General features: G+C 33.7%; 24 protein-coding genes and 1 tRNA gene. 6 read left to right on the plus strand and 19 right to left on the minus strand.

Annotated elements, in window-relative coordinates; all coding sequences use genetic code 11:
- Window positions 1–23: 23 nt before the first annotated feature.
- From HCAN_RS04140 to gap, 4 genes are all read right to left on the minus strand, one after another.
- Window positions 24–1229: an acetate kinase gene (locus HCAN_RS04140; RefSeq protein WP_006655493.1), complete on the minus strand. Its 1206-nt coding sequence runs from the start codon at window positions 1227–1229 to the stop codon at window positions 24–26.
- Between the two features lie 9 nt (window positions 1230–1238).
- The gene (pta, locus tag HCAN_RS04145; protein ID WP_006655494.1) at window positions 1239–2240 is read right to left on the minus strand and encodes a phosphate acetyltransferase; all 1002 of its coding nucleotides are present in this window, start codon (window positions 2238–2240) and stop codon (window positions 1239–1241) included.
- A gap of 90 nt (window positions 2241–2330) precedes the next feature.
- The gene (locus tag HCAN_RS04150; RefSeq protein WP_006655495.1) at window positions 2331–3599 is read right to left on the minus strand and encodes a glucose-6-phosphate isomerase; all 1269 of its coding nucleotides are present in this window, start codon (window positions 3597–3599) and stop codon (window positions 2331–2333) included.
- Complete coding sequence (gap, locus tag HCAN_RS04155; RefSeq protein WP_006655496.1) at window positions 3596–4591, minus strand: type I glyceraldehyde-3-phosphate dehydrogenase; 996 nt, start codon at window positions 4589–4591, stop codon at window positions 3596–3598. The genes HCAN_RS04150 and gap overlap by 4 nt, the downstream gene beginning before the upstream one ends.
- Window positions 4592–4824: 233 nt before the next feature.
- Here gap and HCAN_RS04160 point away from each other — a divergent pair, with 233 nt between their 5' ends.
- From HCAN_RS04160 to HCAN_RS04170, 3 genes are all read left to right on the plus strand, one after another.
- A complete protein-coding gene (locus tag HCAN_RS04160; protein ID WP_006655497.1) occupies window positions 4825–5115 on the plus strand; it encodes an HU family DNA-binding protein in 291 nt (96 codons plus the stop codon).
- A 49-nt stretch (window positions 5116–5164) separates the two neighbouring features.
- Window positions 5165–5241, plus strand: a tRNA-Arg gene (locus HCAN_RS04165).
- Between the two features lie 34 nt (window positions 5242–5275).
- Window positions 5276–5980, plus strand: coding sequence for an SIMPL domain-containing protein (locus HCAN_RS04170; protein WP_006655498.1), 705 nt, complete (start codon window positions 5276–5278; stop codon window positions 5978–5980).
- On the opposite strand, the gene HCAN_RS04175 is transcribed toward HCAN_RS04170, so the two are convergent.
- The 14 genes from HCAN_RS04175 to glyS all read right to left on the minus strand — a co-directional run bounded on the left by HCAN_RS04175 (window position 5977) and on the right by glyS (window position 20328).
- Window positions 5977–6549 (minus strand): ComF family protein, encoded by a 573-nt coding sequence (locus HCAN_RS04175; protein WP_006655499.1) that lies wholly within the window; start codon window positions 6547–6549, stop codon window positions 5977–5979. The two genes, HCAN_RS04170 and HCAN_RS04175, sit on opposite strands and share 4 nt — an antisense overlap.
- Window positions 6537–7121 carry a dTMP kinase gene (gene tmk / locus HCAN_RS04180; RefSeq protein ID WP_006655500.1) on the minus strand — a complete coding sequence of 195 codons (585 nt, stop codon included), beginning with the start codon at window positions 7119–7121 and terminating at the stop codon, window positions 6537–6539. Before tmk ends, HCAN_RS04175 begins: the two co-directional genes overlap by 13 nt.
- Complete coding sequence (gene coaD, locus HCAN_RS04185; protein WP_006655501.1) at window positions 7105–7605, minus strand: pantetheine-phosphate adenylyltransferase; 501 nt, start codon at window positions 7603–7605, stop codon at window positions 7105–7107. Before coaD ends, tmk begins: the two co-directional genes overlap by 17 nt.
- Window positions 7606–8610, minus strand: a complete 1005-nt coding sequence (gene pyrC / locus HCAN_RS04190) for a dihydroorotase (protein ID WP_006655502.1) — start codon at window positions 8608–8610, stop codon at window positions 7606–7608. It lies immediately after the preceding gene.
- A complete protein-coding gene (locus HCAN_RS04195; RefSeq protein ID WP_006655503.1) occupies window positions 8610–9977 on the minus strand; it encodes a phosphomannomutase/phosphoglucomutase in 1368 nt (455 codons plus the stop codon). The genes pyrC and HCAN_RS04195 overlap by 1 nt, the downstream gene beginning before the upstream one ends.
- Window positions 9978–9985: 8 nt before the next feature.
- Entirely contained in the window at window positions 9986–11209 is a 1224-nt protein-coding gene (gene mqnF, locus HCAN_RS04200; RefSeq protein WP_006655504.1) for an aminofutalosine deaminase family hydrolase, read from the minus strand.
- Complete coding sequence (locus HCAN_RS04205) at window positions 11209–12066, minus strand: mechanosensitive ion channel family protein (RefSeq protein ID WP_006656834.1); 858 nt, start codon at window positions 12064–12066, stop codon at window positions 11209–11211. Before HCAN_RS04205 ends, mqnF begins: the two co-directional genes overlap by 1 nt.
- Window positions 12067–12075: 9 nt before the next feature.
- Window positions 12076–13278: an amidohydrolase family protein gene (locus tag HCAN_RS04210; protein WP_006656835.1), complete on the minus strand. Its 1203-nt coding sequence runs from the start codon at window positions 13276–13278 to the stop codon at window positions 12076–12078.
- 67 nt (window positions 13279–13345) lie between these two features.
- Entirely contained in the window at window positions 13346–14422 is a 1077-nt protein-coding gene (locus HCAN_RS04215; RefSeq protein ID WP_006655507.1) for a glycosyltransferase family 9 protein, read from the minus strand.
- Window positions 14419–15327 (minus strand): lipid A biosynthesis lauroyl acyltransferase, encoded by a 909-nt coding sequence (locus HCAN_RS04220; protein WP_006655508.1) that lies wholly within the window; start codon window positions 15325–15327, stop codon window positions 14419–14421. The genes HCAN_RS04215 and HCAN_RS04220 overlap by 4 nt, the downstream gene beginning before the upstream one ends.
- Window positions 15324–16325, minus strand: a complete 1002-nt coding sequence (waaC, locus tag HCAN_RS04225; RefSeq protein ID WP_006655509.1) for a lipopolysaccharide heptosyltransferase I — start codon at window positions 16323–16325, stop codon at window positions 15324–15326. The genes HCAN_RS04220 and waaC overlap by 4 nt, the downstream gene beginning before the upstream one ends.
- Window positions 16319–17776: a Ppx/GppA phosphatase family protein gene (locus HCAN_RS04230; protein ID WP_006655510.1), complete on the minus strand. Its 1458-nt coding sequence runs from the start codon at window positions 17774–17776 to the stop codon at window positions 16319–16321. Before HCAN_RS04230 ends, waaC begins: the two co-directional genes overlap by 7 nt.
- Window positions 17776–18027, minus strand: a complete 252-nt coding sequence (locus HCAN_RS04235; protein WP_006655511.1) for a YfhL family 4Fe-4S dicluster ferredoxin — start codon at window positions 18025–18027, stop codon at window positions 17776–17778. Before HCAN_RS04235 ends, HCAN_RS04230 begins: the two co-directional genes overlap by 1 nt.
- Window positions 18028–18285: 258 nt before the next feature.
- Entirely contained in the window at window positions 18286–20328 is a 2043-nt protein-coding gene (glyS, locus tag HCAN_RS04245; protein ID WP_006655513.1) for a glycine--tRNA ligase subunit beta, read from the minus strand.
- 137 nt (window positions 20329–20465) lie between these two features.
- On the opposite strand from glyS, the gene HCAN_RS04250 reads away from it, so the two are divergent.
- Entirely contained in the window at window positions 20466–21779 is a 1314-nt protein-coding gene (locus HCAN_RS04250; protein WP_006655514.1) for a sensor histidine kinase, read from the plus strand.
- Window positions 21780–21894: 115 nt separating this feature from the next.
- The gene (locus tag HCAN_RS08335) at window positions 21895–23514 is read left to right on the plus strand and encodes a methyl-accepting chemotaxis protein (protein WP_006655515.1); all 1620 of its coding nucleotides are present in this window, start codon (window positions 21895–21897) and stop codon (window positions 23512–23514) included.
- On the opposite strand, the gene HCAN_RS04260 is transcribed toward HCAN_RS08335, so the two are convergent.
- A complete protein-coding gene (locus tag HCAN_RS04260; RefSeq protein ID WP_006655516.1) occupies window positions 23511–24497 on the minus strand; it encodes a tRNA dihydrouridine synthase in 987 nt (328 codons plus the stop codon). The two genes, HCAN_RS08335 and HCAN_RS04260, sit on opposite strands and share 4 nt — an antisense overlap.
- Before the next feature lie 131 nt (window positions 24498–24628).
- Between HCAN_RS04260 and HCAN_RS04265 the strand changes: the two genes are divergently transcribed.
- Window positions 24629–24964, plus strand: coding sequence for a DUF5666 domain-containing protein (locus HCAN_RS04265; RefSeq protein WP_006655517.1), 336 nt, complete (start codon window positions 24629–24631; stop codon window positions 24962–24964).

Here is a 24964-nt window from a genome sequence, read left to right on the forward strand (position 1 = left end):
TCCACCAAAATGGTGGAATAAGATTATTTTATTTTAGATACAAGTGTTTTAGTATCGCGTGCTATCATTAGTTCTTCATTGGTGGGGATTACACATACTCTAACTTTAGAATCGGGAGTGGAAATAATGCCTTCAACTCCAATAGTTGCAAGATTTGCTTTTTCATCAAGAGTGATTCCTAAAAATTGCAAATGAGAGACAATTTTGCCACGAATAAATTTTGCATTTTCACCTACTCCAGCACAAAAAGCTATAGCATCGACTCCAGTTAGTGCAGCTGTATAAGATCCAATGTATTTTGCCACTCGATAAGCAAAAACTTCTCTAGCAAAACGAGCTTTTAAATCTCCTTGTTCATCAGCGGCTAATAAATCTCTAAAATCGCTTGAAAGTCCAGAGATTCCAAGAACACCAGATTTTTTGTTTAAGATATTCATAATTTCTTTTGTGCTTAAATTTTCTTTTTGGGCGATATAATCAATGACTGCAGGATCAATATCTCCGCTTCTTGTTCCCATAACTAAGCCTTCAAGTGGGGTTAATCCCATACTTGTGTCAATGCTTTTGCCATTTTCTACAGCACAGATACTAGATCCATTACCTAAATGACAAGTGATGATTTTGGAATTCTCAAGTGGAATTTTCAAAAACTCTGCGGTGCGTTTGGAAACATAGCTATGGCTAGTGCCGTGGAATCCATAGCGGCGAACTTTATACTTTTCATAGTATTCATAAGGAAGACCATAGATAAAAGCTTTTGGTGGCATTGTTTGATGAAATGCAGTATCAAAGACCGCAACCATTGGAGTGCTAGGCATTAAAGCTTGGCAAGCACGAATGCCTAATAAATGTGCAGGATTGTGCAAAGGTGCAAGATCGGCACATTCTTCAATGTGTGAAATCACTTCATCGGTAATGATGGCTGAATGCGTGAAATGTTCTCCTCCATGCACGATTCTATGCCCAATTGCTTTGATTTCACTTAGGGAATTAATAATGCCAGTTTTTGGATTAGTGAGTGCTTCTAACACAATCTTTATTGCGACTTCATGATCTTTCATTTCAATATTTTGAATAGATTTTTCACCACCTTGTGGTTTGTAAGTGAATTGTCCTCCATTAATTCCAATTCTATCACAGATTCCAGATGCCAAAACAACTTCGGTATCGGTATTGATGAGTTGATATTTAAGAGAAGAGCTTCCACAATTAATAACTAAAATATCCATAATTTCCTCCTATTTTTGTTGTGCTTGGAGTGCTGTAATGGCAACAACTCCAACAATATCATCGCTACTGCAACCTCGTGAGAGATCATTAACTGGTGCGGCAATGCCTTGAGTAATTGGTCCATAAGCTTCAGCTTTCGCTAGTCTTTGTGTGAGTTTATAACCAATATTTCCCGAATCTAAATCAGGGAAAACTAAAACATTGGCGTATCCAGCAATTTTGCTTTCAGGAGCTTTTGATTTACCCACACTTGGAACGATGGCTGCATCAAGTTGAAATTCACCATCAATAGCAATTTGCGGGGCAAGGCTTTGGGCAAGTTTCGTGGCTTCTATGACTTTATCCACATCGGGGTGTTTTGCACTCCCTTTGGTTGAATGAGAAAGCATTGCCACAATAGGATCTTTACCCACAAGAGATTGAAAACTCTTTGCCGAATCAATAGCGATTGAAGCAAGCTCTTGAGCATTTGGATTTTGCACTAAACCACTATCGGCAAAGATAAAAATACCTTTTTCACCATAATCACAATTTGGGACTACCATTAAAAAGAAAGCAGAAACGAGTTTAGAATCTTTTTTTGTCCTAAGAATCTGTAAGCTTGCGCGTAACACATCAGCAGTAGAGTTAATAGCCCCAGCTACCATTCCATCAGCTTTTTGGGATTTGACTAAAGCCACTCCAAAATAAAGTGGATTTTCTAAAAGTAAAGCTCTAGCAGATTTTTCACTCAAGCCTTTATGACCTCTAAGCTTCACAAATAACTCCACATAGCTTTCTAATTCATCACAGGAAGTGGGATTGATAAAAGTTGCACCATCTAGATTTAAATTAGATTTTGCTGCTTCTGCTTTGAGGGTAGCTTCATCTCCTAGTAAAATGAGATTTGCAATTTTTTCTTCTAAAACTTTATGGGCTGCCTCTAGTGTCCTTATATCATTGGTTTCAGGGAGGACAATAGTTTTTAGGTTTGCCTTTGCTTTTTCTTTAATGGTTTCAATAAAACCCATTTATTCTCCTTTATTTTTGTGTATTTAGAAGTATTTTAAATTTTTTTTGTAAAAAAGAGTATAAATGAAAGAAAAAAAGTGAAGAAAAATTTAAATATGTGTAAATTTTTCTCTTAATATTTTTTTACCAAATTCAACACCTGGTTGATTATATGTATCAATTTGTAACAATACTCCTACACAAGAGGTGAGTAACTCATAATAAAAAATAAGCTCACCCACGCTTTCTTCGCATAAAAGATCTAAGGTAATGGAATCGGTGGGGACATTTTCTGCAATGATGCTTTCTTTAGTAGCAATGCATTGTAATTGCAAGAGTTTATTAAAGGAGGTGCCATTCACAAAATCAGTTGATTCTAGTCCTTTTAGATTGATTTTGGGAATATAAAGTGGCTTTTGGGAGAATTTTTCAACACTTAAAAATGTAACACTTTTGTTCTGTGGTCCTTGCATAATAAGTTGCAAAAAGGAATGTTGATCGATACTGCCAATAAGAGCAATGGGGGTTAATCCTCTTTTTTGTCCTGTAGAATCTAGCTTTCCTAAAGATTCACCCCAAAGTTGCACATACCAAGCGTTAAAATGCCTAAAAACGCTACTATAAGAAAAGAGCACATTAATAGGATAGTGTGTCTCACAATGAGCAAGAAAGACTGCTTTTTTTAGAATCTCATTAGTAGGATCTCTAAAAAAATATTGACTCATATTTTGCGCGCCTTTAAGAAGGCTTTGGAGATTGTAGCCTAAGATTCCAAGCGGGAGCAATCCTGCGGTGCTTAATACAGAGAAGCGTCCGCCAATATTTGGTTTTATAGTAAAGTTTTGTATTTTTTGTTCCTTGCTCCAATGGAAAAGAGGGGAATCTTCATCGCTAATAGTTAAGAGATGATTTTTTCTTTTGGGATCTAGGAGATTAAAATGCTTCAAAACATATTTTAAAAGAGAAGTGGTTTCAATGGTTAATCCAGATTTTGAAATGACAATAAATAGTGATTCTTCCCACTTAACGCGTTGAAGTTCTTTGTGAATCATAATAGGGTCAGTATGCTCTAAAAAATGCAACTTAAGTTTTCTTCTATTGTGTTGGTATGAAAGTATGGCATCAATGGCTTTTGTGCCAAGAGAACTACCTCCAATACCTATAATTACAAGATTTTTGAGATTATCTAAAAAGCAGTAATTATCTCTAAGATAGGCAAAAATATCTAAATTTTCTTGAAAGGGCAAGTGATAATATCCGCTTATTCCATTTTCTTTTTCTGCTAGAATTTTTTGAAAACAGGGTTGTAGCAAGTCCTTAGATAAAAAGCTAGAATCATAGTAAGGAGAGCTTTGGTAGGTGTTTTCTAAATGTATCATAGAGATTGCCCAACAAAATGCACCATATCTACTAAACGCGTAGAATAGCCCCATTCATTGTCATACCAAGCAACAATTTTGACTTGATTGTCGTTGACAATAGTGGTGCAATCAGGGATAAAAATCGCACTATAAGGAGAACCTATGAAATCGCTTGAAACAAGTTTTTCTTCATCAATAAAAATTAAATTTTTCATTGATTCTTGAGAAGCTTTTTTGAAAGTCTCATTAACGATTTCTTTGGTAGTAGGTTTTTCTATAACGCATGTTAAATCAACCAAGCTTACATCAGGAGTTGGGACGCGGATTGCAAATCCATTGAGTTTGCCTTTAAGCTCTGGCATTACAAGTCCAATAGCCTTTGCAGCTCCAGTAGAAGTAGGTATCATATTGAGTGCAGCGGATCTTGCGCGACGCAAGTCTTTGTGTTTGGAATCAAGGAGATTTTGATCATTGGTGTAGCTATGGATAGTTGTCATTAAGCCACTTAGAATCTTAAAATTTTCGTGCAAAATCTTGGTAAGTGGAGCTAAAGCATTTGTAGTGCAGCTAGCATTGGAAATAACAGACTCATTGGCATAGCTTAGGTGATTAACTCCATAAACAAAAGTTGGAGTATCCGTTGCTGGCGCTGAAATAACAACGCGTTTAATACCATCATAGAGATGCAGTGAGGCTTTATTAATATCATTAAAAGCGCCTGTGCATTCTATGACGATTTCAGCACCATATTGTCCAAAATGTGTTTCTTGAATATTGCGTGTGCTAATGATTTGAATATTTTTTTGTTTGCCAATACAAATTTGATTTTCGCTAACCTTAGTAATTTCGCTACTTTGATGAACAGAATCGTATTTTAAAAGATGGATTAAAGTATCAATGGGCATAGTGGTGTTAATGGCTACTAATTCCAAATCATCTCGTTGCCCAAGAATTTTGCAAACACACAATCCAATTCTCCCTGTTCCATTCACTGCTACTTTAGTTGCCATAACTCTCCTTTTTAAAATTTAATTTTTAGAGTTTATTCTATTCAAAAAAAGCTTAATAAACCTAAATTTTACAAAGATTTTTGACATGCAGATTTTAGTTTATTTTATGAAAAAAGGATTTTTTGAATGTAAAAGACACATAAAAAGTCTATTTTTTCCGCTAAAAGCCTTGCAAAGCTAATATTTTATGATACAATAATGCCGTTCAAAATAAAAATATGGAGGTTTCCAAAATGAACAAATCTGAATTTGTTGACTTAGTAAAAGAAGTTGGTGAGTATGAAACAAAAAAAGAAGCTGAAAAAGCAATTAGTGCATTCACTGCTGCTATTGAGAAAGCTTTATCCAAAAAAGATGGAAGTGTTGAACTTGTAGGTTTTGGTAAATTTGAAACTGTGCTTCAAAAAGGTAAAGAGGGAACTGTGCCTGGAACAACTAAAAAATATAAAACAAAAGACAAATTTGTTCCAAAGTTTAAAGCTGGAAAAGGCTTTAAAGACGCTGTTGCAGCTGCAAAAAAATAACTTCTGCTTTATTTCTCCCTCTTTAAGGGGGGATTTCAATTTCTTTTTTGTCCTCGTAGCTCAGCTGGATAGAGCACACGATTCCTAATCGTGAGGCCATGCGTTCGAATCGCATCGTGGACACCACTCCAAGTAAATTTTAGATATTTAAGGATTTGTAATGAGTAAAATAAGTGCAATTATTTTAGGATTTTTCTTTGTTGTTGGTAGTTTTATTATGGTCTTTGGTGCTAGTAAGGCTATTGTTGATATTAAATCAATGGAAAGGAGTGTTGTCGTTAAGGGTTTGAGCGAAAAAGAGGTTTTAGCAGATGTGATGATTTTTCCTATTAATTTTACGCGTGCAAGTAATGATTTAAATGTTTTGTATCAAGAATTAGAAAATGATTCTAAAAAAATCATAGAATTTTTGCAAAAAATAGGTATTCAAGCAGAAGAAATTACAATAGAAGCACCAAAAATCACCGATAAAGTAGGGAGTGCTTATGGTGAATCACAAAGCATTGTTTATCGCTATTCAGGAGAAGGTAGAGTTTTAGTTTATACTAATAAAGTGGATTTAGGAAGAAGAGCTTTAGAGAAGCTTACAGAACTTGGCAAAGAAGGCACGGTAGTTAGAGTAGATGATTATGAGATTGAATATCTTTATACTAAACTTAATGAAGTTAAGCCAGAAATGGTTGAGGAAGCTACTTTTAACGCAAGAGAAGTAGCACAGAAGTTTGCTCAAGATTCTCAAAGCACGCTAGGCAAAATCAAAAAAGCTTCACAGGGGCAATTTAGTGTGTCAAACCGAGATAGAAATACCCCTCATATTAAAAAGGTGCGTGTGGTTTCTACGATCGAATATTATTTGCAAGATTAATATTTTGCATCGCTTAAAACAAAAGCCATAAGCACATTTGCTCCTTTATTTGCCAAGAGGTTTTGTGCTTCTTTGAGCGTTAAACCCGTAGTGATAAGGTCATCAAATAAGATGATGTTTTTGTGGGCAATGTTTTGCGTAAGGTAAAAATTGCGTGGATTATTTTGGCGGAATTTCAAGTCCTTTCCTGCATAAGAAACAGAATTTTGAGCTAACAATGTGTGATAAAGTGGGGTGATACCTAGTTTTTTGAAATACTTAAGAAAAATGGCATTGTGTGCATAGCCTTGTTTGCTAATTTTATCATCAATTCCTATTCCATAGGCTTTTAGCGGGGATTGCAGTGTTTGTTTTAAAAAAAGATATGCTTTTTTGGCTAGTAAGTGATAGATTTTACTCCCAATAATTTGGTATTTGGCGTGTAGTAAAAACTGAATTTCTTGATAATCATAAAAGCTATAAACTTTAAGATTGTCTAAGATTCTCACTCTAGGTTGAATTGCAATTGCTTCAAAACACGGATTGCAGAGAGTTTTGAAAGTAAAATTTCCGCAAATTAAACAACGCAATTTTCTTTACCTATGAAATCAACTATTTGTTTTGTAATGGAATCTTTGGGCAAATTAGCATTAATAATGCGATGCTCTAAAGATAGCTTTTGGGTAATGGATTTTATTCTTTCTTGCAAAGAAAGGAGATATTCTAAGCCCCTTTGCTCAATCTTATCATTTCCTTTGGAATTTAAGCGCTTTTGCAAATCATCCTTTTGCAACTCCAAAATAATAACTTTATTGGGTAGGATTCCTTGCGTAGCAAAGAGATTGAAAGTTTTGAGTGTGTCAAAATCAAAATCTTTTGCATACGCCATTCCAGAAATTAAACTCCTATCGGCAATAATAAGATTATTAGCGTGAGATTGTAAAATTTCATTTGCATGTTGGGCTCTATCGGCAAGAAAGAGTAACATTTCAGCTCTGCTATCTAGTTGGATAGAATCTTGTAATAAAATTTCTCTTAGCCTTACTCCAAGATTGGTTGCTCCAGGTTCAAAAGTAAAAATAGCTTTTTTGAAAAAAAGCTTAAGTGCTTGAATCTGAGTGCTTTTGCCGCTTGTATCAATTCCTTCAATGGCGACATACATAGTGATTCCTTATAAAGTCATTAACGCTTTTTGGAACAAGATGTGAAATATTTCCATTATGGAGTAGGATAGATCGCACGACACTTGAGCTAATAAAGGCATTTTGTAAGGAGGGCATTAGGTAAATAGTTTCTAGTTTTCTATTAAGTGAGGCATTAGCATAACCCATTTGCAATTCGTATTCAAAGTCGCTAACTGCCCTAAGTCCTCTAATGAGAATATTTGATTCTTGCTCTCTAGCAAAATCTGCTACAAGATGACTAAAACCACTGACGCTAAGAGTGCATGAGGTTTCTCCTAATTCATTAATGGCGAATTGAACCATTTTGATTCGTTCTTCTTGGGTAAAAAGAGGCTTTTTGCTATCGCTTTTTGCAACTGCGATAATTAATCCATCAAAAAGTTTGCAAGCCCTTTGAATAACATCTAAATGCCCATTGGTGATTGGATCAAAAGTGCCAGGATAGATTGCAATTTTTGCCATTTAAGCTAGACTCCATTCTAGAGTATTTCCAGCAAACATAGGGACAATGCCACTTAACTCTTCTTTAATTTGCATTGGTTTTTTAATAAGAGTAATTTGTTTGTTGGTGCGAGGTAGATTGTAAATTTGGCTTGCATTAAGACTGACAAAAGATTCAAGATTTTCTAATGCATTATGCGTATCAAAAATTTGTGCGAGAGCTGGAAGTAAAATAGGCGCACTAAAAATTCCTGCAGCACCCTTCTTGCTTTCTTTATTGATTTTAGGATGCGGTGCTGAATCGCTCCCAAATGAGAATTTTTTGTGTGCATTAAGTGCGATTTGTAGCAAAGATTCTTGATCTTTTTTTGTTTTTAAAATTGGTTTGCAGAAATAATGTGGATTTAACATGTCTCCAATCACATTATCTAAATTTAATGAAATGTGGTGCAAAGTAAGCGTGGCAAAAAGATTTTCATATTTTTCTACAAGAGTAATTGAACGCCTATCGCTTAGATGCTCAAAAATAATTTTGAGTTTTGGGAAATTGGTTGCAAGGTATTCAAAAATGGGATGAAATTCAACCTCTCGCTCTAACACAAATCCATTGCTTTCTCCATGAATGCTTAGAATCATTCCTATTTCTTGGGCTATTTCCAAGATTTCTAGGATTTTTGGGCTAAGAATCTCACTGACACCATTTTCACTTCCGGTGGTTGATCCTTTTGGATAAAGTTTGAGAATAAAGATTCCATTGTTTTTAGCAGTTTGCAATTCTTCTTTATTAAGGTTTTCATTGAGGTATAGTGACATTAAGGGTTCAAAATCTTTTGATTGTGAGGCTTGCAAGATTCTTTGTTTGTATGCTAAAGCAGATTGGACATCAAAAATAGGAGGATTGAGGTTTGGCATAACAAGTGCAGCACTAAAGCAACTAGCAGTGTATTCTATGACATTTTGTAGCATTTCTCCATCACGCAAATGCAGATGCATATCAAAGGGAGATTGTAGAGTAATAGTATTCATTATAAATCCTTTTTAAGTAACCCCAAAAGGGCATTTTGATAAATTTCTTTTGCGAGTTCATTTTTTGCTTCAAAGCGTGTTACTAGCATAGGTGTTGTGTTGCTTGCTCTAATTAATCCCCAACCCTCTTTAAAAATAACTCTTAATCCATCAATATCAATAATTTCTACGATTTCTGGGAAATCTTTGGGAGGATTTTTGAGCGTTTCTTTGAGTTGTTGAATGATTTGAAATTTCTTTTCTTCAGTAGTTGGAATTTTCATTTCATCGGTGGAATAGAGTTTTGGAAGAGTTTGAAGAATTTTGTCAAATTCCAATCCATCTTCTTTAATGAGTTCTAAAACTCGCAATGCAGCGTAAGTGGCATCATCAAAGCCAAAGTATCGATCATTAAAGAAAATATGTCCGCTTACTTCAAAAGCAAGGTGAGCATTAGTTTCTTTGAGTTTGATTTTAAGGTTACTATGCCCTGTTTTATACATAATTGCTTTCCCAATTTTATTAATGGATTCAAACATATTCAAAGAGCATTTAACTTCCCCAATGATGATAGGATTTGGGATTTTTTGTGCAAAAATGATTGCCAATTCATCACCTTTATAAACTTTATCGCCCTTAATGAGTGCTAATCTATCGCCATCTCCATCAAAGGCAAAACCAATTCCGCCCTTTTTTGCTACTAATTTTTTAAGATCTTCTAAATTTTTCTCTTCGCTTGGATCTGGATGGTGGTTTGGAAAAGTTCCATCTGGGTTAAGATATAAACCTTCAAATTTAAGCTCTAATTTTTTTAGAATCTCGACAATCCCAACTCCTGCAATTCCATTTCCGCAATCTAAGTTAATGGGGATATTTAAGCCTTTTAGATGTTGAAACTCTTGAGAGAGAAAATCAATGTATTTTTCCAATGCATTTAGCTTTTGGGGTGTTTCTATTTTGACTTTTGGAGTTTGCAAAGAGTAGAAATCTTGCTCGAGTTTGTAAATGTCTTCTCCAAAAAAAGGTTGCTTTAAGAGTGTGATTTTAAAGCCATTGTATTGTGGCGGATTGTGCGATCCTGTGATTATAATGCTACCATCAAGGCTTAATCCATTAAAATCAGTATAAAGCGCAAAATAACCAACAGGTGTTGGAATTTGACCTAGGTTGTAGGTGGTGATTCCACTTGCACCAATTCCACTGCATAGCCAATCAAAAATAATAGGAGAATGCACCCTTGCATCATAACCCACCCCCAGAGTTTTTCCTCCTCTTTTTTTAAGTTCTTCTCCCAAAAGAAAGCCAATTTTAATGACATTGTCTTGAGTTAAGTCTTGGTTGTAAATTCCGCGAATGTCATATTCCCTAAAGATTGTTAATTTTTCCATATTTCTCCTTAAATGATTTGTTTTCCGCTAATATAAAGAGCTTTGGCTTCTTTTGCATAGAGCAAAAGATCAAGTGCGCTTTGGTGTTTGGTATTTAGTTTAAAAATGGCAAAATCAGGCAAAAATCCCTTTTGGAGTGAGCCTGTTTTTATTCCGAGTGGATTATTTTTGTGAGCATAATAAGTAACTCCTAAAAGGAGAGTTTTAGCTAGTGATTCTAAATCTTCATTGGCATAAACATATAAGGCAGTGCGGAGTTCATCAAGGAGTGAGAGCGAATCATTGGAGCTTTTGCCATCGGTGGCAAAAATAGGATGAATTCCAAGCTTTTTGCAAAGATTTAAATCTAATACTTTATTGTTTAAAAGGCGATTTGATTTCACGCAAGAAATGATATGCCCTTGCATTTTTGCGATAGCTTCTAATTCTTGATGGGTGGCTTCTAGACAATGCACAAAGTAGGGTTTTAGTGTTTTTAAAGATTCTAAGAATTCACTGGGGGTATAAAAGGGCTGCATTTGGGCGTTGAAAAATTTTTTAAAAAAGTTTTGAAAATATCCTGTTTTGGATTCTAGCCATTCTCTTTCTTCTTTGGATTCTAAAAAATGAACGCTTAGTGGTAGATTCTGTGTTTTTGCTAAGTTAAGGGCTTGTTTAAGTAAGGCAGGATGCACAGAATAGGGTGAATGAATAGCAAGAGCAGGAAAAAACTTTTGCGAAGCAAATTTTTTAGATTCTTCTAGCCTTGCAAGGAGATTTTGATAAAGTGCATCCAAAATTTCAGGCTTAGAGCCCATAACTTCATTGAAATAAAATGTGCGTAAAGGGCTATTGGCTAGTATTTCTAAGTCATAACCATAGCTTGAAATTGCACCTACAAAACCTACACCACTTTTGAGTAAATTTTGGATTTCTTGCTGCATTTGTGTTTGAAGTGAATCATCCATTAAAGAATCGCGATTTTTTATCACACTATCAAGCCATTTCCCAAAATTCCCAAATTCCAAAACCCCCTTATTTTGACTAAACTCTAAATGCAAATGGAGGTTAGAGAGAGTTGGAGTAATCACGCAATTATGGTAATATTGTTGGTATTTTGCAGGTTTGTTTTGCAGGTTTTCATACAAATCAATCTCTAAAATTTCTTTTTCGTTAAAATAGATTCCACCTTTTTTTAATGTTGTAAAGCTTTCATCGCAAAGCAATAAAGAATCAGCCCCTATTAAATACATTATTTTTTACCTTCAAGTAAAGGTGTTTGTGCGGGATTAATGTTAATATCAAGTTTATTGTAAGGGATTTCAATGCCTTGCTGCTCAAAAGTAGCTTTGACTTTTTGGGGAAGTGTAATATTGGCTTGAAAGTAGTTTTCAGTTTTAACCCAAAAACGCACAAGTAAATCTACGCTACTAGCATTTAAAGCATGCACGCCAACAACAGGCATTGGATCTTCTAAAACCAATTCATCTTGGGTAAAAATTTCTTCTAAAATTTGTTTAGCTTTAGCTAAATTGCTCCCATAATCAATCCCAAAAATCAAATCCATACGCCTTGTTGAATTAATATTGACATTGATAATAGGTGAGGAAACTAACAAGGAGTTTGGCATAATGATTACTTGATTATCTGGGGTAGTGAGTTTGGTTTCAAAGAGATTAATTGAATCAACTTTCCCTATGATAGAATTCACATTAATAGTATCACCACGATTAAATCTTCTTAAAATAACTAAGATGATTCCACTAGCAAGATTGGATAAAGAATCCTTTAAAGAAAGGGCAATTGCTAAACCAGCAGTTCCCAAAACAGCAATAATAGAAGTTGTTTTGACACCAAGATTGGTTAGTGCAGTAATAAAAGTAAGCAGTAAAATCCCCACAAAAACAACATTTTTTAGAAAAACTCCTAAAGTTTCATCTTTGGTTGTTTTAACGATAGCTTGTTCGGTATATTTTGAAAAGAGACGCGCAATATAATATCCGCAAACCATAATGACAATAGCACTAATTAGATGAGGAATGAATCCAATAAGCCATTCTATAAATTTATCAGTTAATAAAATAATTTTTGCTTCTATTTTCTCTTGCATTCAATCTCCTTAAAAAACTCTTTTTCCTTTAATGAAATGCCCCTTTATTTTTCCGGAGAAAACCCAATCATAATAAGGTGATTCTATGTTATCAATCACTTGAGTTTCTTTAGGATCAAAAAGAACCAGATCTGCATAATAGCCTTCCTTTAGGAGTCCATAATTATTTAATCCCATAATATTAGCAGGATTAAATGAAAGAATTCTGCTAAGATCTTTTAAAGTCATATGCATTGTTTTAACCATTAGTGTGTAGCACATTGGTATAAAATATTCAATCATATCAATCCCAAAGGCAGCTTCATCAAAAGGCAAATCTTTTTGGGCTAGAGGTTGAGAAAATTGCAAGGAAGTGAGCAAGTCAATATCCATTGTCTTTAAATAGTTTAGCAACTTTGAGCGAGTTTCTTCGGACTTTAAAGGGGGTTTTATTTTTGCAAGAGTGTTGTAATTATTGCAATGATTTTCAGTGAGGATTAAATGATGGATAGAGGTTTGAGTAAAGAGATTAGAATGTAGTTTTTTGATATTTTTTAGTATCTCAAGACTTCGGATTGAGGCAATGGCATTAAAAACAGATTTAGTTCCCATAAAGCGAACTAGTTCGCTAATCATAGCAACTTCTTTAGTTTCGCTAAGCTCACTAATCCCCAAGAGTCCGAGTTTGCTGCTAAGATTCCCTTCGTTCATAACGCCATTAGTGCTTAGTGAGACATCTTCACATTCAAAAAATATTGGAATATCAAACATTAAGGCAAATTCACAGGCAATACGCAAGGCATTTCCATCTTGGCTAGATTTTGCATAGATTCCCTTTGCACCTTTTTTATGGAGAGTGGAAATGTTTTCAAAGCTATTTTGAATAAGCCCCAAGATTTGTGCTTCAAAAGAATCTTGAAGAGTGTTAAGAAGTTCCATTCCAAGTTCTGCGCTAAAGGAATTTGGGAAATTAGGCGTAAGGGCTAAAAGGCTAATTCCCCCCAATGCAGCTTTATGGGAAAGATTGATAAGATTTTCTTTGTTGAAGTTTTGGAGTTGCACATTTAAATCGATAGCACTTGGCATAGCCACTAAGCCATTTGCTTCTAAAATTTCTTCGGAATCGTGAGCTATAATGCTACGGTTTATTTCTGTAATTTTATCCTCTTTTATGCGAATATCACCTTTGTATTCGCCATTTGCATCACAAATCATCGCCCCTTTAATCAGCATACAAATCCTTTTGTGGTAAAAATTTACTAATTATGGCAAAAATAATAATAAAAGCGAATAAAAATATTCATTTATTGTTTAATTTTGATTGAAATAAAGGATCTAAAAAGCCTTTCAAGCTTTGCAGTGCCTTTGTCTCGTTAAGTTTATTTAACAAACAATCGCTTTTTTGAGAATCATTGCAACCTTCTTTGCCGCAAGGGACGCATTGAAAATCTTCTTGATAAACATAGTGTTTGCCCATTTGTTGGATTCCATTAGAATTAGTATAGGTGCTAGATTCTAGGGCATTATCCCATGGTCCCCAAACCTTAACATAGCTTGGACCAAAAAAAGCAAAAGTGGGGGTGTCATTTGCAGCAGAGAGATGCATAATGCCAGTATCAACTCCAATAAAAGCCAAGGCTTTAGAGTTTAAAAGAGAGACTTCAGCTAAGGTTAATGTCCCATCAAAAAAGAGAGGTTTGCTTTGGCAGAGCTTTAAGATGTTTTGAAGTTTTTTAGATTCTTTTGGGTCATTAGCAGCAGTGAGGATACAATTTGTCGAATAATGATGCGTGATAAAGTCAATTATTTTGGCACAAAAAGAATCATTAAGGCATTTATAGAAACAACGACTAAAAAGATGCAAATGAATAAAAGTTTGTGGTAGATTGTGAAGTTTTTTTGTTTCTTGTGAGATTTTAGGGAGAACTTTTTTAGAGAGAATAGGGATATTTAAGATTCTTAGGGCTTCAAGATTATTTTCTAGGGTGTGTTGGTATTTTTGTGTGAGTTTGAGTGTGTAGATATTTTTTGCCCAAAACGCTTTGGGAGGGAATCCAACGCGTATTTTTGCACCACTCCAAAATGCTAAAAAGGCGCTTCTATCGCCGGCAGTTAGAGAAATTACCATATCATATTTTGCTTTTTTGATAGTTCTTAGGAGTTTTAAATCATCTTTGATTCTTTGGAGTTTATTTTGGCTTCTCTTTAGGGTGTGTATTGCATTTAGGTATTGCATAGAGAGAATGCCTTGAGTGCCTTCATTAACAAGTATATCTAAAGTGCAAGATTCTCCGTAATATTGTTTGAGATTGTAAAAAAGTGGGGTAGTTAATAAAACATCCCCAATATAGGCAATTTTAATAATTAAAATTTTCATTTTTTAGCCTTATAAATTTCTGGGTATTGATTCTTGAATTTTTTATGAAACCACAACCATTCTTTTGGATTTTCTCTGATAATCTGCTCTAAAATATCGCTTTGAATTTGAGTGAGATTGTGAATATCGCTTTGTGCATCATCTGTCTTTTGAAATTCAATGGGGGGTAGAATTTTAATGAGAATCTTTCTGTAATCTTTAGAATAATAAGCAATAAAATGAATGATTTTTGCATCAAATTTTCTTGCAAGGAGTGAGGCAATGGGTGTATGACGCACTTTTTTGCCAAAGAAATCTACTAATTCACCTTCTTTAGAGGTGGTATTTTGATCGGTTACGATTCCTACTACTCCATCTTTTTTAAGTGCTTTAGCAAGAGGGATTGCAGCACCTCTTTTATCTAAAATAGTAATATTAAATTTAGAGCGAACTTTGATGAGATATTCATTAATAAGCGGATAAGGAGTCATACGTGCCACAGCAGTAATTTTATGATTAAAATAGCAAGAGAATGCAGGAGTAGTGTATTCCCAATTCCCAAAATGAGCAGTTACAAAAACAATCTTGGTGTTAGTTTCAAGAAGCTTTTGGATGATTTTAGGTTTATCAATTTTGATTGAATCTAAAATTTGAGCTTTATTGCTAACAGAGAGCATAAAAAAACTAATGCTATTATAAACCAAATTGAGATAATTGGTTTTTAAAATTTCTTTTTTTTGCAAGGGAGAAAGGGTGTGATCATAGGCAAAATCAAGGTTTGTAAGAAGATCAAATTTACGCCTTCTATCAAGCAAAAAAAGGATTAGGGCGATTGTTTTGGCAAAGCCTAAGCGTAAAAAATGGGGCATATATAAGAAAAGATAACCAAGACATTTTAAAAAAGAAAATAACAAGAATCTTTTCATATTTTTCCTTTTAAGAGGGTGATTGCTAGGTCAAAAATCTCTTTTGGTGAAATCTTTTGAATGCTAAAATCTTGCTTATCGTAATTAGCATTAGGATTTGCCATAAGATAGCAATTTTGTTTGGTTTGGAGGCTGAATCGGCTTGGGGGAGTGGCACCAAAGAGTGTGATAGAGGGTCGCTTTAAAGCCCAAGCTAAATGTGTGATTCCAGTGTCTCCACCGATGACTAAATCCATTTGTGCTACAAGTGCTTTTATGGCATTTAAGCTAAGATTGCTAAAGGATTGAAAATTAAGTGTAGAATGGGTTATAGTGCTTTTGTGGCTTAGGAGAATGGGTGAGAGATTAGCGGTATTAAAAAGTTTTGTAAGTTCTAAAAAAAGATGTTGTGGATAGGTTTTGTTGGGTTTTGAAGTTTCAAGCACAAGAAGAATCTTAGCAGAATTTTGATTGAGCTTTGGGGCTAAATTCGGATTAAAACCCAAAAAAGACTTGGGGTTAAGAAGCGTTTGAATATCGGGGATAGGGAGATTAAAGGCACTAAAAGCAAGTGTGGCATTGCGTAAGAGAATATGTTCTTGGTAGGGGATTTGTATGGTTTTATTATAAAACAAGGAAGCTAAAGATTCTTTAGCGCTTTTAAAACTAAAACCAATATATTGTTTAGAAACTAAAAATTTACCAATAATGGCTGATTTAAGCAATCCTTGAAGGTCAATTACGATGTCATATGATTCAAGTCTTAGGGTTTGATAGATAGCATAGAGGGCTTTAAAATTTTTATTTTTCAGACTTTTTTTGAGTGGAAGAGCAATGAGTTTGTTAATATAAGGAGAATCTTGCAAGATTTCTTGGAATTCTAAATCAACATACCAATGAAATGTGGGTTGATAGTGTTGAGAAAGTGTTTGGTGTAAGAGGGGTAAAATACTGGCACTATGGATAATATCTCCCATTGCAGTAAGGCGCACAAAGGCTATTTTAAGAGGTTTTAGCATAGTTCTATTTGTATTGTTTTTGGAGGTGTTAGTTTTTTAAGTTTTTCTCTTATGAGATAAGAAATATTGGGATGAATGATTTGAAGAATATTGTTTTCATTTTCTAAAAAAATAAAAGTAAAAAGTTCGGGTTGTTGGTTGTAGCTAAGAATCTCTGAAAGTCCAACAAAAAAGCTTAAGATTCGCAAGACATCTAGGGGTGGTAAGAGATTCTTATAGGCTAAATCTTCGGGGATTTTTTTATTATTAAAACGAACAAGGGTAGCGATAATTAGTCTATCTTCGTGGCTTAATGCGTAATTTAGTGCATTTAATAAAATATAATTGCTATGATGATTTTTTTCATAAAAATTAAGTGCAATGCCGATATTACAGAGTTCTGCAGCGACACTGAGATGATTTTTAAGATTTGGATTAAGGAGTTTTAAGGATTCTTGCGCTCTAAAAAGCTTTAGGGCTAATTTTTTGGTGATGTTAGATTGTTGATGATTTTTAATGAATCGATCTTTGAGATTTCTCACACTTGGATTGAAATTATTGGGAAAATGTTGATTGTGGTGGCGCAAAAGATCGCTTAAAAAAACGCCTTCTCGCACTCCAACTCCACTTGTTACGATAGTTTTAGCTTCAAAAAGCTCCAAAGCCAAATGAAAAATCAAAGCCCCACCTTGAATAGAATCTAAGCGATCTTCTTTGATGTTTAGATGCAATAAATCTTCTTGTGGGCTTGTGTAAATTGTTTTAAAAAAATGATGATAATCTTTAAAGTGATATTCAAAGCCATGAAGCGTGTCTAAGGGATAGTTAATTTGTTTTTGAATAGCTTTACTAAGCGCTCTTGCAGTGCCACCAATTCCAAAGATTCTAGCGTTTTTAAAGTGATCTGGAATGCTTTTTAGGCTTTCTAAAACGAAATTTCTTGCTCCTTTGTAATCACCCTTATCAAAAAAAAGTTCTTTTAAGCGGATTGTGCCAAGATTAAGGGAGATTTTATCGATAATTTTGTGATTTTGTATTAACGCACATTCAGTGCTTCCGCCACCAATATCAATGGTGATGCCTTCTTTGTAAGGCAATAAATTTAAGGCAGCAATTGCCCCAAAATAGGCTTCTTTTTCTCCATTGATAACTTTTACATTTAAGCCAATTTTTCTAGCTTGTTGCAAAAAAATGTTTCGATTTGGAGCATCTCTTAGGGCAGATGTGGCAACGCAGATAATTTTTCGCGTTTTATGGAGTTTGGCAATCCATAAAAAATCCTGCAAAGCATCGATGGCTCTTTGCATTGGAATTTCTTGTAAAAAGCCATTGTGTTCATAAGTGGATTCAGAGATTCTTACTTTACTTTTAGTTTCATAAAGTAAGTGGAATCCAAAATGGCTCGTTTTTTCAAAAATAGCCATTCTTGCGGAATTTGAACCAATGTCGATGATTGCAGTGATTTTTGCCATTAATTTTCTTTGTGGATTTGAGAATATTTGAATTTTAATTCTTCAAGCGATTCGATATTATCAGGATCAGAGACAATCGCATCTACAGGACAAACAGATAAACAAGCGGGTTCATCATAAAAGCCATAGCATTCAGTGCAAAGCTCTGGATCGATGATGTAATAAGGATCTCCCTCATCAATCGCTTCATTCGGACATTCTTCACGACAAGCATCACAAGCGATACATTCTTCATTAATCATTAAAGACATAAATACTCCTTAAGGAAATTAAATGAAAGTTTTTAACCAAAAGATTCTAAAATAATGCTTAATTTTTTAGTTTTTTGCACTTTTAGAGAAAAACAAAGCAAGAATCGACCCCCCCCCTCACTTTTTTTAGGATTATTTTGATAGGGCGTGTAAGTGAGGCTCCTGCCTAGCCACTCTTTAGATAATTTTGCTTTTTTGCAATAATTTCTCTCTAAGCTTGGCAAAATTTATAGAATCTCAAAAACTAAATAACAATCCCTAAAAGCTAATCTCTTTGATGTCTGCGATTTTAAGGAAAGCTTTGTAAATTCTTGCGATAAGATTCTTGCGATTATTTTTGAAATCTTCATCGGGTGCATTTACTAAAACTTTGTCAAAAAATCGGCTTAAAAGTGGATTTAGGGCTAATAGATTCTCTAATTGTTCTTGGTAATTTAAAGTTAGAGATTTTTCTTCATAGGCACAAAAAGCCTTATAAAGTTCGATTTCTTCACTAGCTAAAAGCTTATCAGCCTTAATGGGAAGATCGGAATTTAAATTAATTTCTTTGGTGATATTTGCCACTCGTTTGAAAGTTTGTGTTAAGAGAGCTTTGTCCTGGTTTTTTAAGATAGAATCTAGCACAGAAAGTTTTTGGTAGATTTGCAATAAATCTCTCTCTCCAGTAGCTAAGACCGCACGAAGTAATGAAGCATTAAAAGAAAGCATAGAATCTAATCGCTCTAAAATAAAATTTTCTAATTGTTGCAAGTCAAAAGGGCGATAAAGTGGTGCAATAAGAGAAAAAATCTTTTTAAGATCAAAAGGCAAGTCAAAATGTAAAATGATTTTAATCATTCCAATTGCTGCGCGTCTTAGGGCAAATGGATCTCTAGAGCCACTTGGGATTTTTTTGACACTAAATAATCCAAAAAGATTATCAAGCTTGTAAGCAAGAGCAACAAAAGCGCTAATGAGATTGCTTGGAAGTGGGCTTTCTTCTGAATTTGGCAGGTATTGTTCTTTAATTGCTAAGGCAACATTGCTTTCATAACCTAAAGCATTGGCATAGTAATAGCCCATAATGCCTTGCAAATCGGTAAATTCATAGACCATTTCGCTCATTAAATCTGCTTTAGAGAGATTAGAAGCTTGATCTAAAATCTCTAAAGTTAGCCCAAAATCTTGTGAATTAAAATATTTTTGGTAAAGTGGTGCTAGAATCTTGATAATCTGTCTTTCTCTTTGGGTTTTATCCCACATTGTCCCTAATCCCTCGACAAAAGTAACCTCTTTTAGTTTTTCTGGATTCAAGCCATTTTTTAAGTCATTATGGTAGAAAAAGAGTGCATCTTCTAATCTAGCTTTTAAGACTTTAACATTGCCTTCAATGATAATTTGATTTTTTTCTGAAAGACTATTAGAAACCATTACAAAACCATTGTGAAGTTTTTCATTTTTGTAGGTTGCAAAATAGCGTTGGTTGATTTTCATTGAAGTAATAATGCAAGGTGGTGGCAACTCTAAAAAGTGTTCGCTAAATTCTCCAAAAAGTGCGGTTGGGTATTCTGTAATACTTACTATTTCTTCTAAAAGCTCTTCATCAATTTCAACTTTAATTCCTTTTTGGGTTTGGATAGCTTGGATTTCTTGCAGAATCTTTTCGCGTCTTTGATCTTGTTTGAGAATAATCTTACCTCCTTGTAAAACTTGGAAATAATTGTCAAGACTTGTAACTTCTTTGGCATCAAAGCTAATATTGCGATGAACAAAAGTCTGACTTTTAGAGTTTATGCCATAGAGATGAAGAGGGATAAGAGTATCATTAAGTAAGCAGAGAATCCAAGAGATAGGGCGAATAAAAGATTCTTTGTGATTGCCCCAACGCATACTTTTACCAAAGTTAAGTGATTCTAGGAATTCTTGTGTGATGATTTGGAGTAGATCTTGAGCGGGTGTTTGTGGAGATTCTTTTTTGAAATATAAAATCTCTTTATCATCTTTTATAAGAGTGGTAACTTCTTGTTGTGTGATTCCACATTTTTTAAAGAAACCTAACGCAGCTTGTGTTGGCTCATTATCTTTGTAAGCGATATTTAAAGGCGGTCCAAAAAATTCAAGTGTTTGAGATTTTTGTGTGATTGGGAATTGTTTTGCAATGAGAACTAAACGCCTAGGTGTGTAGAAAAAATCAAAATCGCACAATAAGCGATATTTTTCTAAAATTTTTGCAAATTTAGGCTTAATATTTGGAAGCTCTGTTAAAAGTGGGATTGCTGGAAGTTCTTGAGTTCCGATTTCAAGTAAAAAAGTCGTTGTCATCACAATGCCTTAAAATAAAAATGAATGGAATTTTAACAAAACTAATACAATAAAAAGCTTTAATAGTGCGATTAATTGAATTTGATTTGGAATAATTTTGTTATAATCTTTAGATAAAATTAAATTTATGGATCAAAATGCTAGAGTGGAATGAAAACTATTCAATTGGAATCTTAATCTTTGGGATTTTAGTTGCGATAATTTGGCTTTTGTTGTTTTTATTTTTTAATTACAGAAAGATGTTACTAGACAAAATAAAATTAGAAACAAACTTGAGAGAAAAACAAGAAAAAATTCAAGTTTTAAGTGAAGAATTAGCTAAGCAGCTTGAATATGAAGTGGCTAGGAGAATACATAGTGACCATTTATCAGAATATTTATTTGAAAATAGCTTGAATCCTATCGTGATTGTGGAATATTCTAAAGAAGAAAAGTTTAAGATTTTAAAATACAATCAAAGCGCATTAGAGATATTGAATATTAAAATAATGAAAGAATGTTTCTTAGAATTATTTGTGGGGCTAGAATCGCAAAAATATGCTTTAATGAAGATTAATGAGGCATTAGAAAATAAAAAGAAGCAAAATTTTAAATCTATCATAAAAAGTAAAAATGAAAATTTGCCTATGATTGTTTCTGTTCATACTTTTATTTATGAAGGTAAGTTAGCTTTATATTTCGCTTTTGTAGATATTTCAGAGATTGTAAAATTGGAGCAGAAATTACACAACAAACAGGCTATGCTAATACAAAAAAGTAAAATGGAAGAAATGGGAAAAATGCTTGGAAATATTGCACACCAGTGGAAGCAACCACTCAACTCTCTTTTTTTATTGTGCCAAAATCTTAAAGAGATGAAGCAATTTGGAGAGCTTGATGAAGAGAGATTTGAAAAGTATATCAAAATTATGTCCGAGCAAATTCAGTTTATGTCCAAGACTATTGATGAGTTTAGAGAATTTTTTAAGCCTTCAAAGGAGATAGAAAGATTTGGAGTTTATGAGGCAATTAAGAATATTCTGGAGTTATTTTACAAGCTTATAGATAAGAGGATCGTAATACAGCTTGATATTGAAGAAAAAGTGAATATTTTTTCTAGTAAAAATGAATTTCAGCAAATTATTATTGTGCTTTTGGATAATGCTATTGATGCCATTAAAGCAAGGTTTTTAAAAAATGAGATTAATGAGGGGCAAATTATCATTTCTTGTAATAAAGTGGATAAAGAAGATCAATTTTGCCTTTTAAAGATTAGGGATAATGGAGGGGGCATTAATAAAGAGATTGGAGAAAAAATTTTTGAAAGTTATTTCACGACTAAAGAAAATGGTAATGGAATTGGACTTGCTATGGTTTTTATGATTTTAGAAAAAATGGGAGGCAGTATTGCTTATAGCAATTGCAATGATGGGGTAGAGTTTCAAATCAAAATACCACTTGCTAAAGATTAATGGAAGTTTCTAAATTTTAAGTTATATAGAGAATTTATAAAATTTTTAAAAGAATATTCAATAAAATTAAAAATTGATTAATGTATAATTGCGTTTAAAGTTTTAGAGAATTTTTATGGGAAATTTGGGGTTAGAAGAGATGAAAATTTTTAAAACAATCCGTTCTAAGATTATTGCACTTATTGTAGTGTTTTTGGTTGTGCTTTTGGGCTTGGTGTATTTTAATTTAAATAAAGGGTTGAATAATATAGTAGAAAATAGCTTTAGAAGTGAATTAAATAAACTTAATGCTATGCTTTTTGAAGGATTAAAAGTAGCTATGAATACAGGAGATCCTATTATTATTGGTGGCTTTATTGAGGGATCTAGAGAAGTTCCTGGAATTGTGAATATGGAAGTTTTTCCCTCCAAGAATGTTATTGAGCTTATGGGGCTTGATAAAGAATATACCAATAAACAAGAGATTTTAGAGGTTTTTGCCAATAAAAAAGAGGTGTTGCAACCTTATGAAATCAATAAGGATAAAGGCTATGTAATGGCAAAGCCAATTATCGCAGAGGAAACCTGCCTTATGTGTCATGCAACTTCTCAAATAGGAGAGGTGCTTGGAGTTGCTGAAATGCAAATTTCAAGTAAAGAATTAGTTGAAAATTCTAATGCCATTAAATTAAAAATTGTCTTTTATATCGTGTTTGTTGGTGTTATTTTATTGTTATTGCTTTTGTTTTTGATTAATCGTTGGGTTTTTCATCCTATTTCTAATTTATCCAATATGGCTTATGATCTCTCTCAAGGTGATGGGGATTTAACTAAGCGTTTGCCTGCAAAAAATGGGAATGAAATCTCTAAGGCAAATTCTTATATTAATGACTTTATTCAAAAAATTGGGAATATGGTTTTGAATGCCAAAGAGCTAAGTCGTCAAAATATTGCTCAAGCTAATAGGCTTTTTGTGGCTTCTAAAGAAATTAATGAGAGAATAGGGAAGTCTGTTGAAGTAGTTCAAAATAGCACTAAGCTTGGAAAAAATATTGAGAATATGTTGAATGATTCAATGAAATTAGTGCAAAAAAATACTCACAATATCCAAGAAACAACTAAGCAGCTTTTGCAAACTAAGGAAATGCTTATTCAAGTGGCTAATGATGTTCAAGAGAATGTGAATGTGGAGCATAGTATTGCAGATAGACTTGCAATGAGTGCGCAAGAAACAGATAAAATTAAAGGCGTTTTAATAATTATTTCTGAAATTGCTGATCAAACAAGTCTATTAGCACTTAATGCTAATATTGAAGCAGCACGGGCTGGAGAAGCAGGCAGGGGATTTGCGGTAGTGGCTGATGAGGTAAGGAAACTTGCAGAAAGGACACAAAAGAGTCTTAGTGAAATCAATGCTGTTGTGAATACTATTATTCAATCTATTAGCGATTCTAATAGTGCTATGAGTGATAATGTTCAAAAGATTAGCAAGGTTTCTGATTCTTCTATGGAAAGCACTAGAATCCTTGAGAGTAATGTTAAGGCGTTAGAGGGTTCTGTGCAGGCATCTTTGGAAACAATGCAAAAAATGCAAGATCTTTTTTCTCATGTGAGTGAGATTCTAAAACAAGTAGGCAAAGTAGAAGGGCTTACGCAAGAAAATACTCAAAGTGTAGATTTGATTAATGAAATCACACAAGAAATTTCACAAAAAGCAAATAAGCTAAATAATCAGCTTAATTCTTTTAAATGTTAATTTTCAAAATCACTATGTGAAAAGAAATTTAGAATTTCTTCACGCATAGCGGTAGGATTAGTGATAGCATTAACCTTGCTACGAAACTCACTAGCACCTTTTAAGCCTTTGGAGTAAGCGTGGAGATTCTTGCGAAACATAATTGCTCCATAGTCCCCTCTAAATTCAATTGTTCTATCAAAGTGTTCCAAAGCGACTTGCTTTCTTAATTCAACTGATTCTTCTAGATTATTTTTAATTTGCGTAAAAATCCATGGTTTTTCAATCGCAGATCTTCCTATCATAATGCCATCAGCTCCAGTAAATTCTTGCACTTTTTTTGCCGTTTCTGGAGAGTTAATTTCGCCATTAGCAATAAGTGGATGGGGAATATTTTCTTTAATGATTTTAATTGAATCATAATCAATTTTATCTTTTTTGTAGCCATCACTCTTGGTTCTGCCATGCACCACAACATAATCAATAGGAGAATCGCTAAGGGCTTTGGCAATTTCTAAAGGGATTTTTTTGTCAAATCCTAAACGAACTTTAACGCTAAGATAAGGAAAAAGGCTAATTTTTCTTAAAAGGTTTAGAATCTTAACTAATTTGTTTAAATCTTTGAGTAAAGAGCTTCCACTTCCGTGACTTGAGACTTTTGGAGCAGGACAGCCGCAGTTTAGATCAAGAATCTGAATAGAATCTCTAAATTGATTTAAAAATTCAACAGCCCTTTGGATAATTTCAAAATCATTCCCAGCAATTTGCAGTGCAAAAGGATTTTCAAGGGGAGATTTTTCTATCATTTTGATTGTTTTTTTATTTTGAAAAGCTAGAGCATGAACGCTTATCATTTCGCTCACGGTAATATCTGCACCAAATTTTTTCACAACCTCTCTAAAAGGTAAATCGCTATAGCCTGCTAATGGAGCTAACATAAGGGTGTTTGGTTTGATGATAGGTTCTTTCAAATATAAGCCTTTTTTGGTGTGGGATTTTATCATAAAATTTAGAATCTTAGTATCGAATGTGGTTTTGTAATTTGTAAAAATTTTAATAAAATTTTATTAATCTTGACAAAAAATACACAAAAAGCTATTACAATTTTAAACGATATTACAAGAAAGGATAAAAAATGAAAGTAAAAAAAATCATCACAGGATTTTTAATGGCGGGTTTGTTGAGTATTCCAGCGTTGGCAGATTTTGACATTAATGGGCAAATTACCCAAATTAATGATGCTAAAAAAACAATTACCATTGCAGGACCAAGTGGAAATGTGGAGATACAAGTGTTTCCTTATACAGAATTAAAAGGAGATGATTGTGGTATGTTTGGCGCATGGGATACTTATGAGAAATTTACTGCTTTAAAAGTGGGGATGTTTGTAAGTGTTGATGCAATTCCACAAGCACAAGGTATGCTTGGAGCAAAAGAGATTGAATGGCAATGTGGTAGGAGAGCTTATTAA

Origin of the sequence: Helicobacter canadensis MIT 98-5491 (assembly GCF_000162575.1) — a bacterium.
In the GTDB taxonomy this organism is placed as follows: Bacteria; Campylobacterota; Campylobacteria; order Campylobacterales; family Helicobacteraceae; genus Helicobacter_D; species Helicobacter_D canadensis.

What these genes read in the sequence shown, in the direction of transcription:
- HCAN_RS08335 (WP_006655515.1), top strand. Translation starts at nt 21,895, where the DNA reads ATGGGAAATTTGGGGTTAGAAGAGATGAAAATTTTTAAAACAATCCGT.
- coaD (WP_006655501.1), bottom strand. Translation starts at nt 7,605, where the DNA reads ATGGCAAAAATTGCAATCTATCCTGGCACTTTTGATCCAATCACCAAT.
- HCAN_RS04220 (WP_006655508.1), bottom strand. Translation starts at nt 15,327, where the DNA reads ATGAAAAGATTCTTGTTATTTTCTTTTTTAAAATGTCTTGGTTATCTT.
- HCAN_RS04160 (WP_006655497.1), top strand. Translation starts at nt 4,825, where the DNA reads ATGAACAAATCTGAATTTGTTGACTTAGTAAAAGAAGTTGGTGAGTAT.
- waaC (WP_006655509.1), bottom strand. Translation starts at nt 16,325, where the DNA reads ATGCTAAAACCTCTTAAAATAGCCTTTGTGCGCCTTACTGCAATGGGA.
- HCAN_RS04235 (WP_006655511.1), bottom strand. Translation starts at nt 18,027, where the DNA reads ATGTCTTTAATGATTAATGAAGAATGTATCGCTTGTGATGCTTGTCGT.
- HCAN_RS04215 (WP_006655507.1), bottom strand. Translation starts at nt 14,422, where the DNA reads ATGAAAATTTTAATTATTAAAATTGCCTATATTGGGGATGTTTTATTA.
- HCAN_RS04250 (WP_006655514.1), top strand. Translation starts at nt 20,466, where the DNA reads ATGCTAGAGTGGAATGAAAACTATTCAATTGGAATCTTAATCTTTGGG.
- gap (WP_006655496.1), bottom strand. Translation starts at nt 4,591, where the DNA reads ATGGCAACTAAAGTAGCAGTGAATGGAACAGGGAGAATTGGATTGTGT.
- HCAN_RS04170 (WP_006655498.1), top strand. Translation starts at nt 5,276, where the DNA reads ATGAGTAAAATAAGTGCAATTATTTTAGGATTTTTCTTTGTTGTTGGT.
- pyrC (WP_006655502.1), bottom strand. Translation starts at nt 8,610, where the DNA reads ATGAATACTATTACTCTACAATCTCCCTTTGATATGCATCTGCATTTG.
- HCAN_RS04210 (WP_006656835.1), bottom strand. Translation starts at nt 13,278, where the DNA reads ATGCTGATTAAAGGGGCGATGATTTGTGATGCAAATGGCGAATACAAA.
- tmk (WP_006655500.1), bottom strand. Translation starts at nt 7,121, where the DNA reads ATGTATGTCGCCATTGAAGGAATTGATACAAGCGGCAAAAGCACTCAG.
- HCAN_RS04260 (WP_006655516.1), bottom strand. Translation starts at nt 24,497, where the DNA reads ATGATAAAATCCCACACCAAAAAAGGCTTATATTTGAAAGAACCTATC.
- mqnF (WP_006655504.1), bottom strand. Translation starts at nt 11,209, where the DNA reads ATGTATTTAATAGGGGCTGATTCTTTATTGCTTTGCGATGAAAGCTTT.
- HCAN_RS04150 (WP_006655495.1), bottom strand. Translation starts at nt 3,599, where the DNA reads ATGATACATTTAGAAAACACCTACCAAAGCTCTCCTTACTATGATTCT.
- glyS (WP_006655513.1), bottom strand. Translation starts at nt 20,328, where the DNA reads ATGACAACGACTTTTTTACTTGAAATCGGAACTCAAGAACTTCCAGCA.
- HCAN_RS04195 (WP_006655503.1), bottom strand. Translation starts at nt 9,977, where the DNA reads ATGGAAAAATTAACAATCTTTAGGGAATATGACATTCGCGGAATTTAC.
- HCAN_RS04140 (WP_006655493.1), bottom strand. Translation starts at nt 1,229, where the DNA reads ATGGATATTTTAGTTATTAATTGTGGAAGCTCTTCTCTTAAATATCAA.
- HCAN_RS04205 (WP_006656834.1), bottom strand. Translation starts at nt 12,066, where the DNA reads ATGCAAGAGAAAATAGAAGCAAAAATTATTTTATTAACTGATAAATTT.
- pta (WP_006655494.1), bottom strand. Translation starts at nt 2,240, where the DNA reads ATGGGTTTTATTGAAACCATTAAAGAAAAAGCAAAGGCAAACCTAAAA.
- HCAN_RS04265 (WP_006655517.1), top strand. Translation starts at nt 24,629, where the DNA reads ATGAAAGTAAAAAAAATCATCACAGGATTTTTAATGGCGGGTTTGTTG.
- HCAN_RS04230 (WP_006655510.1), bottom strand. Translation starts at nt 17,776, where the DNA reads ATGGCAAAAATCACTGCAATCATCGACATTGGTTCAAATTCCGCAAGA.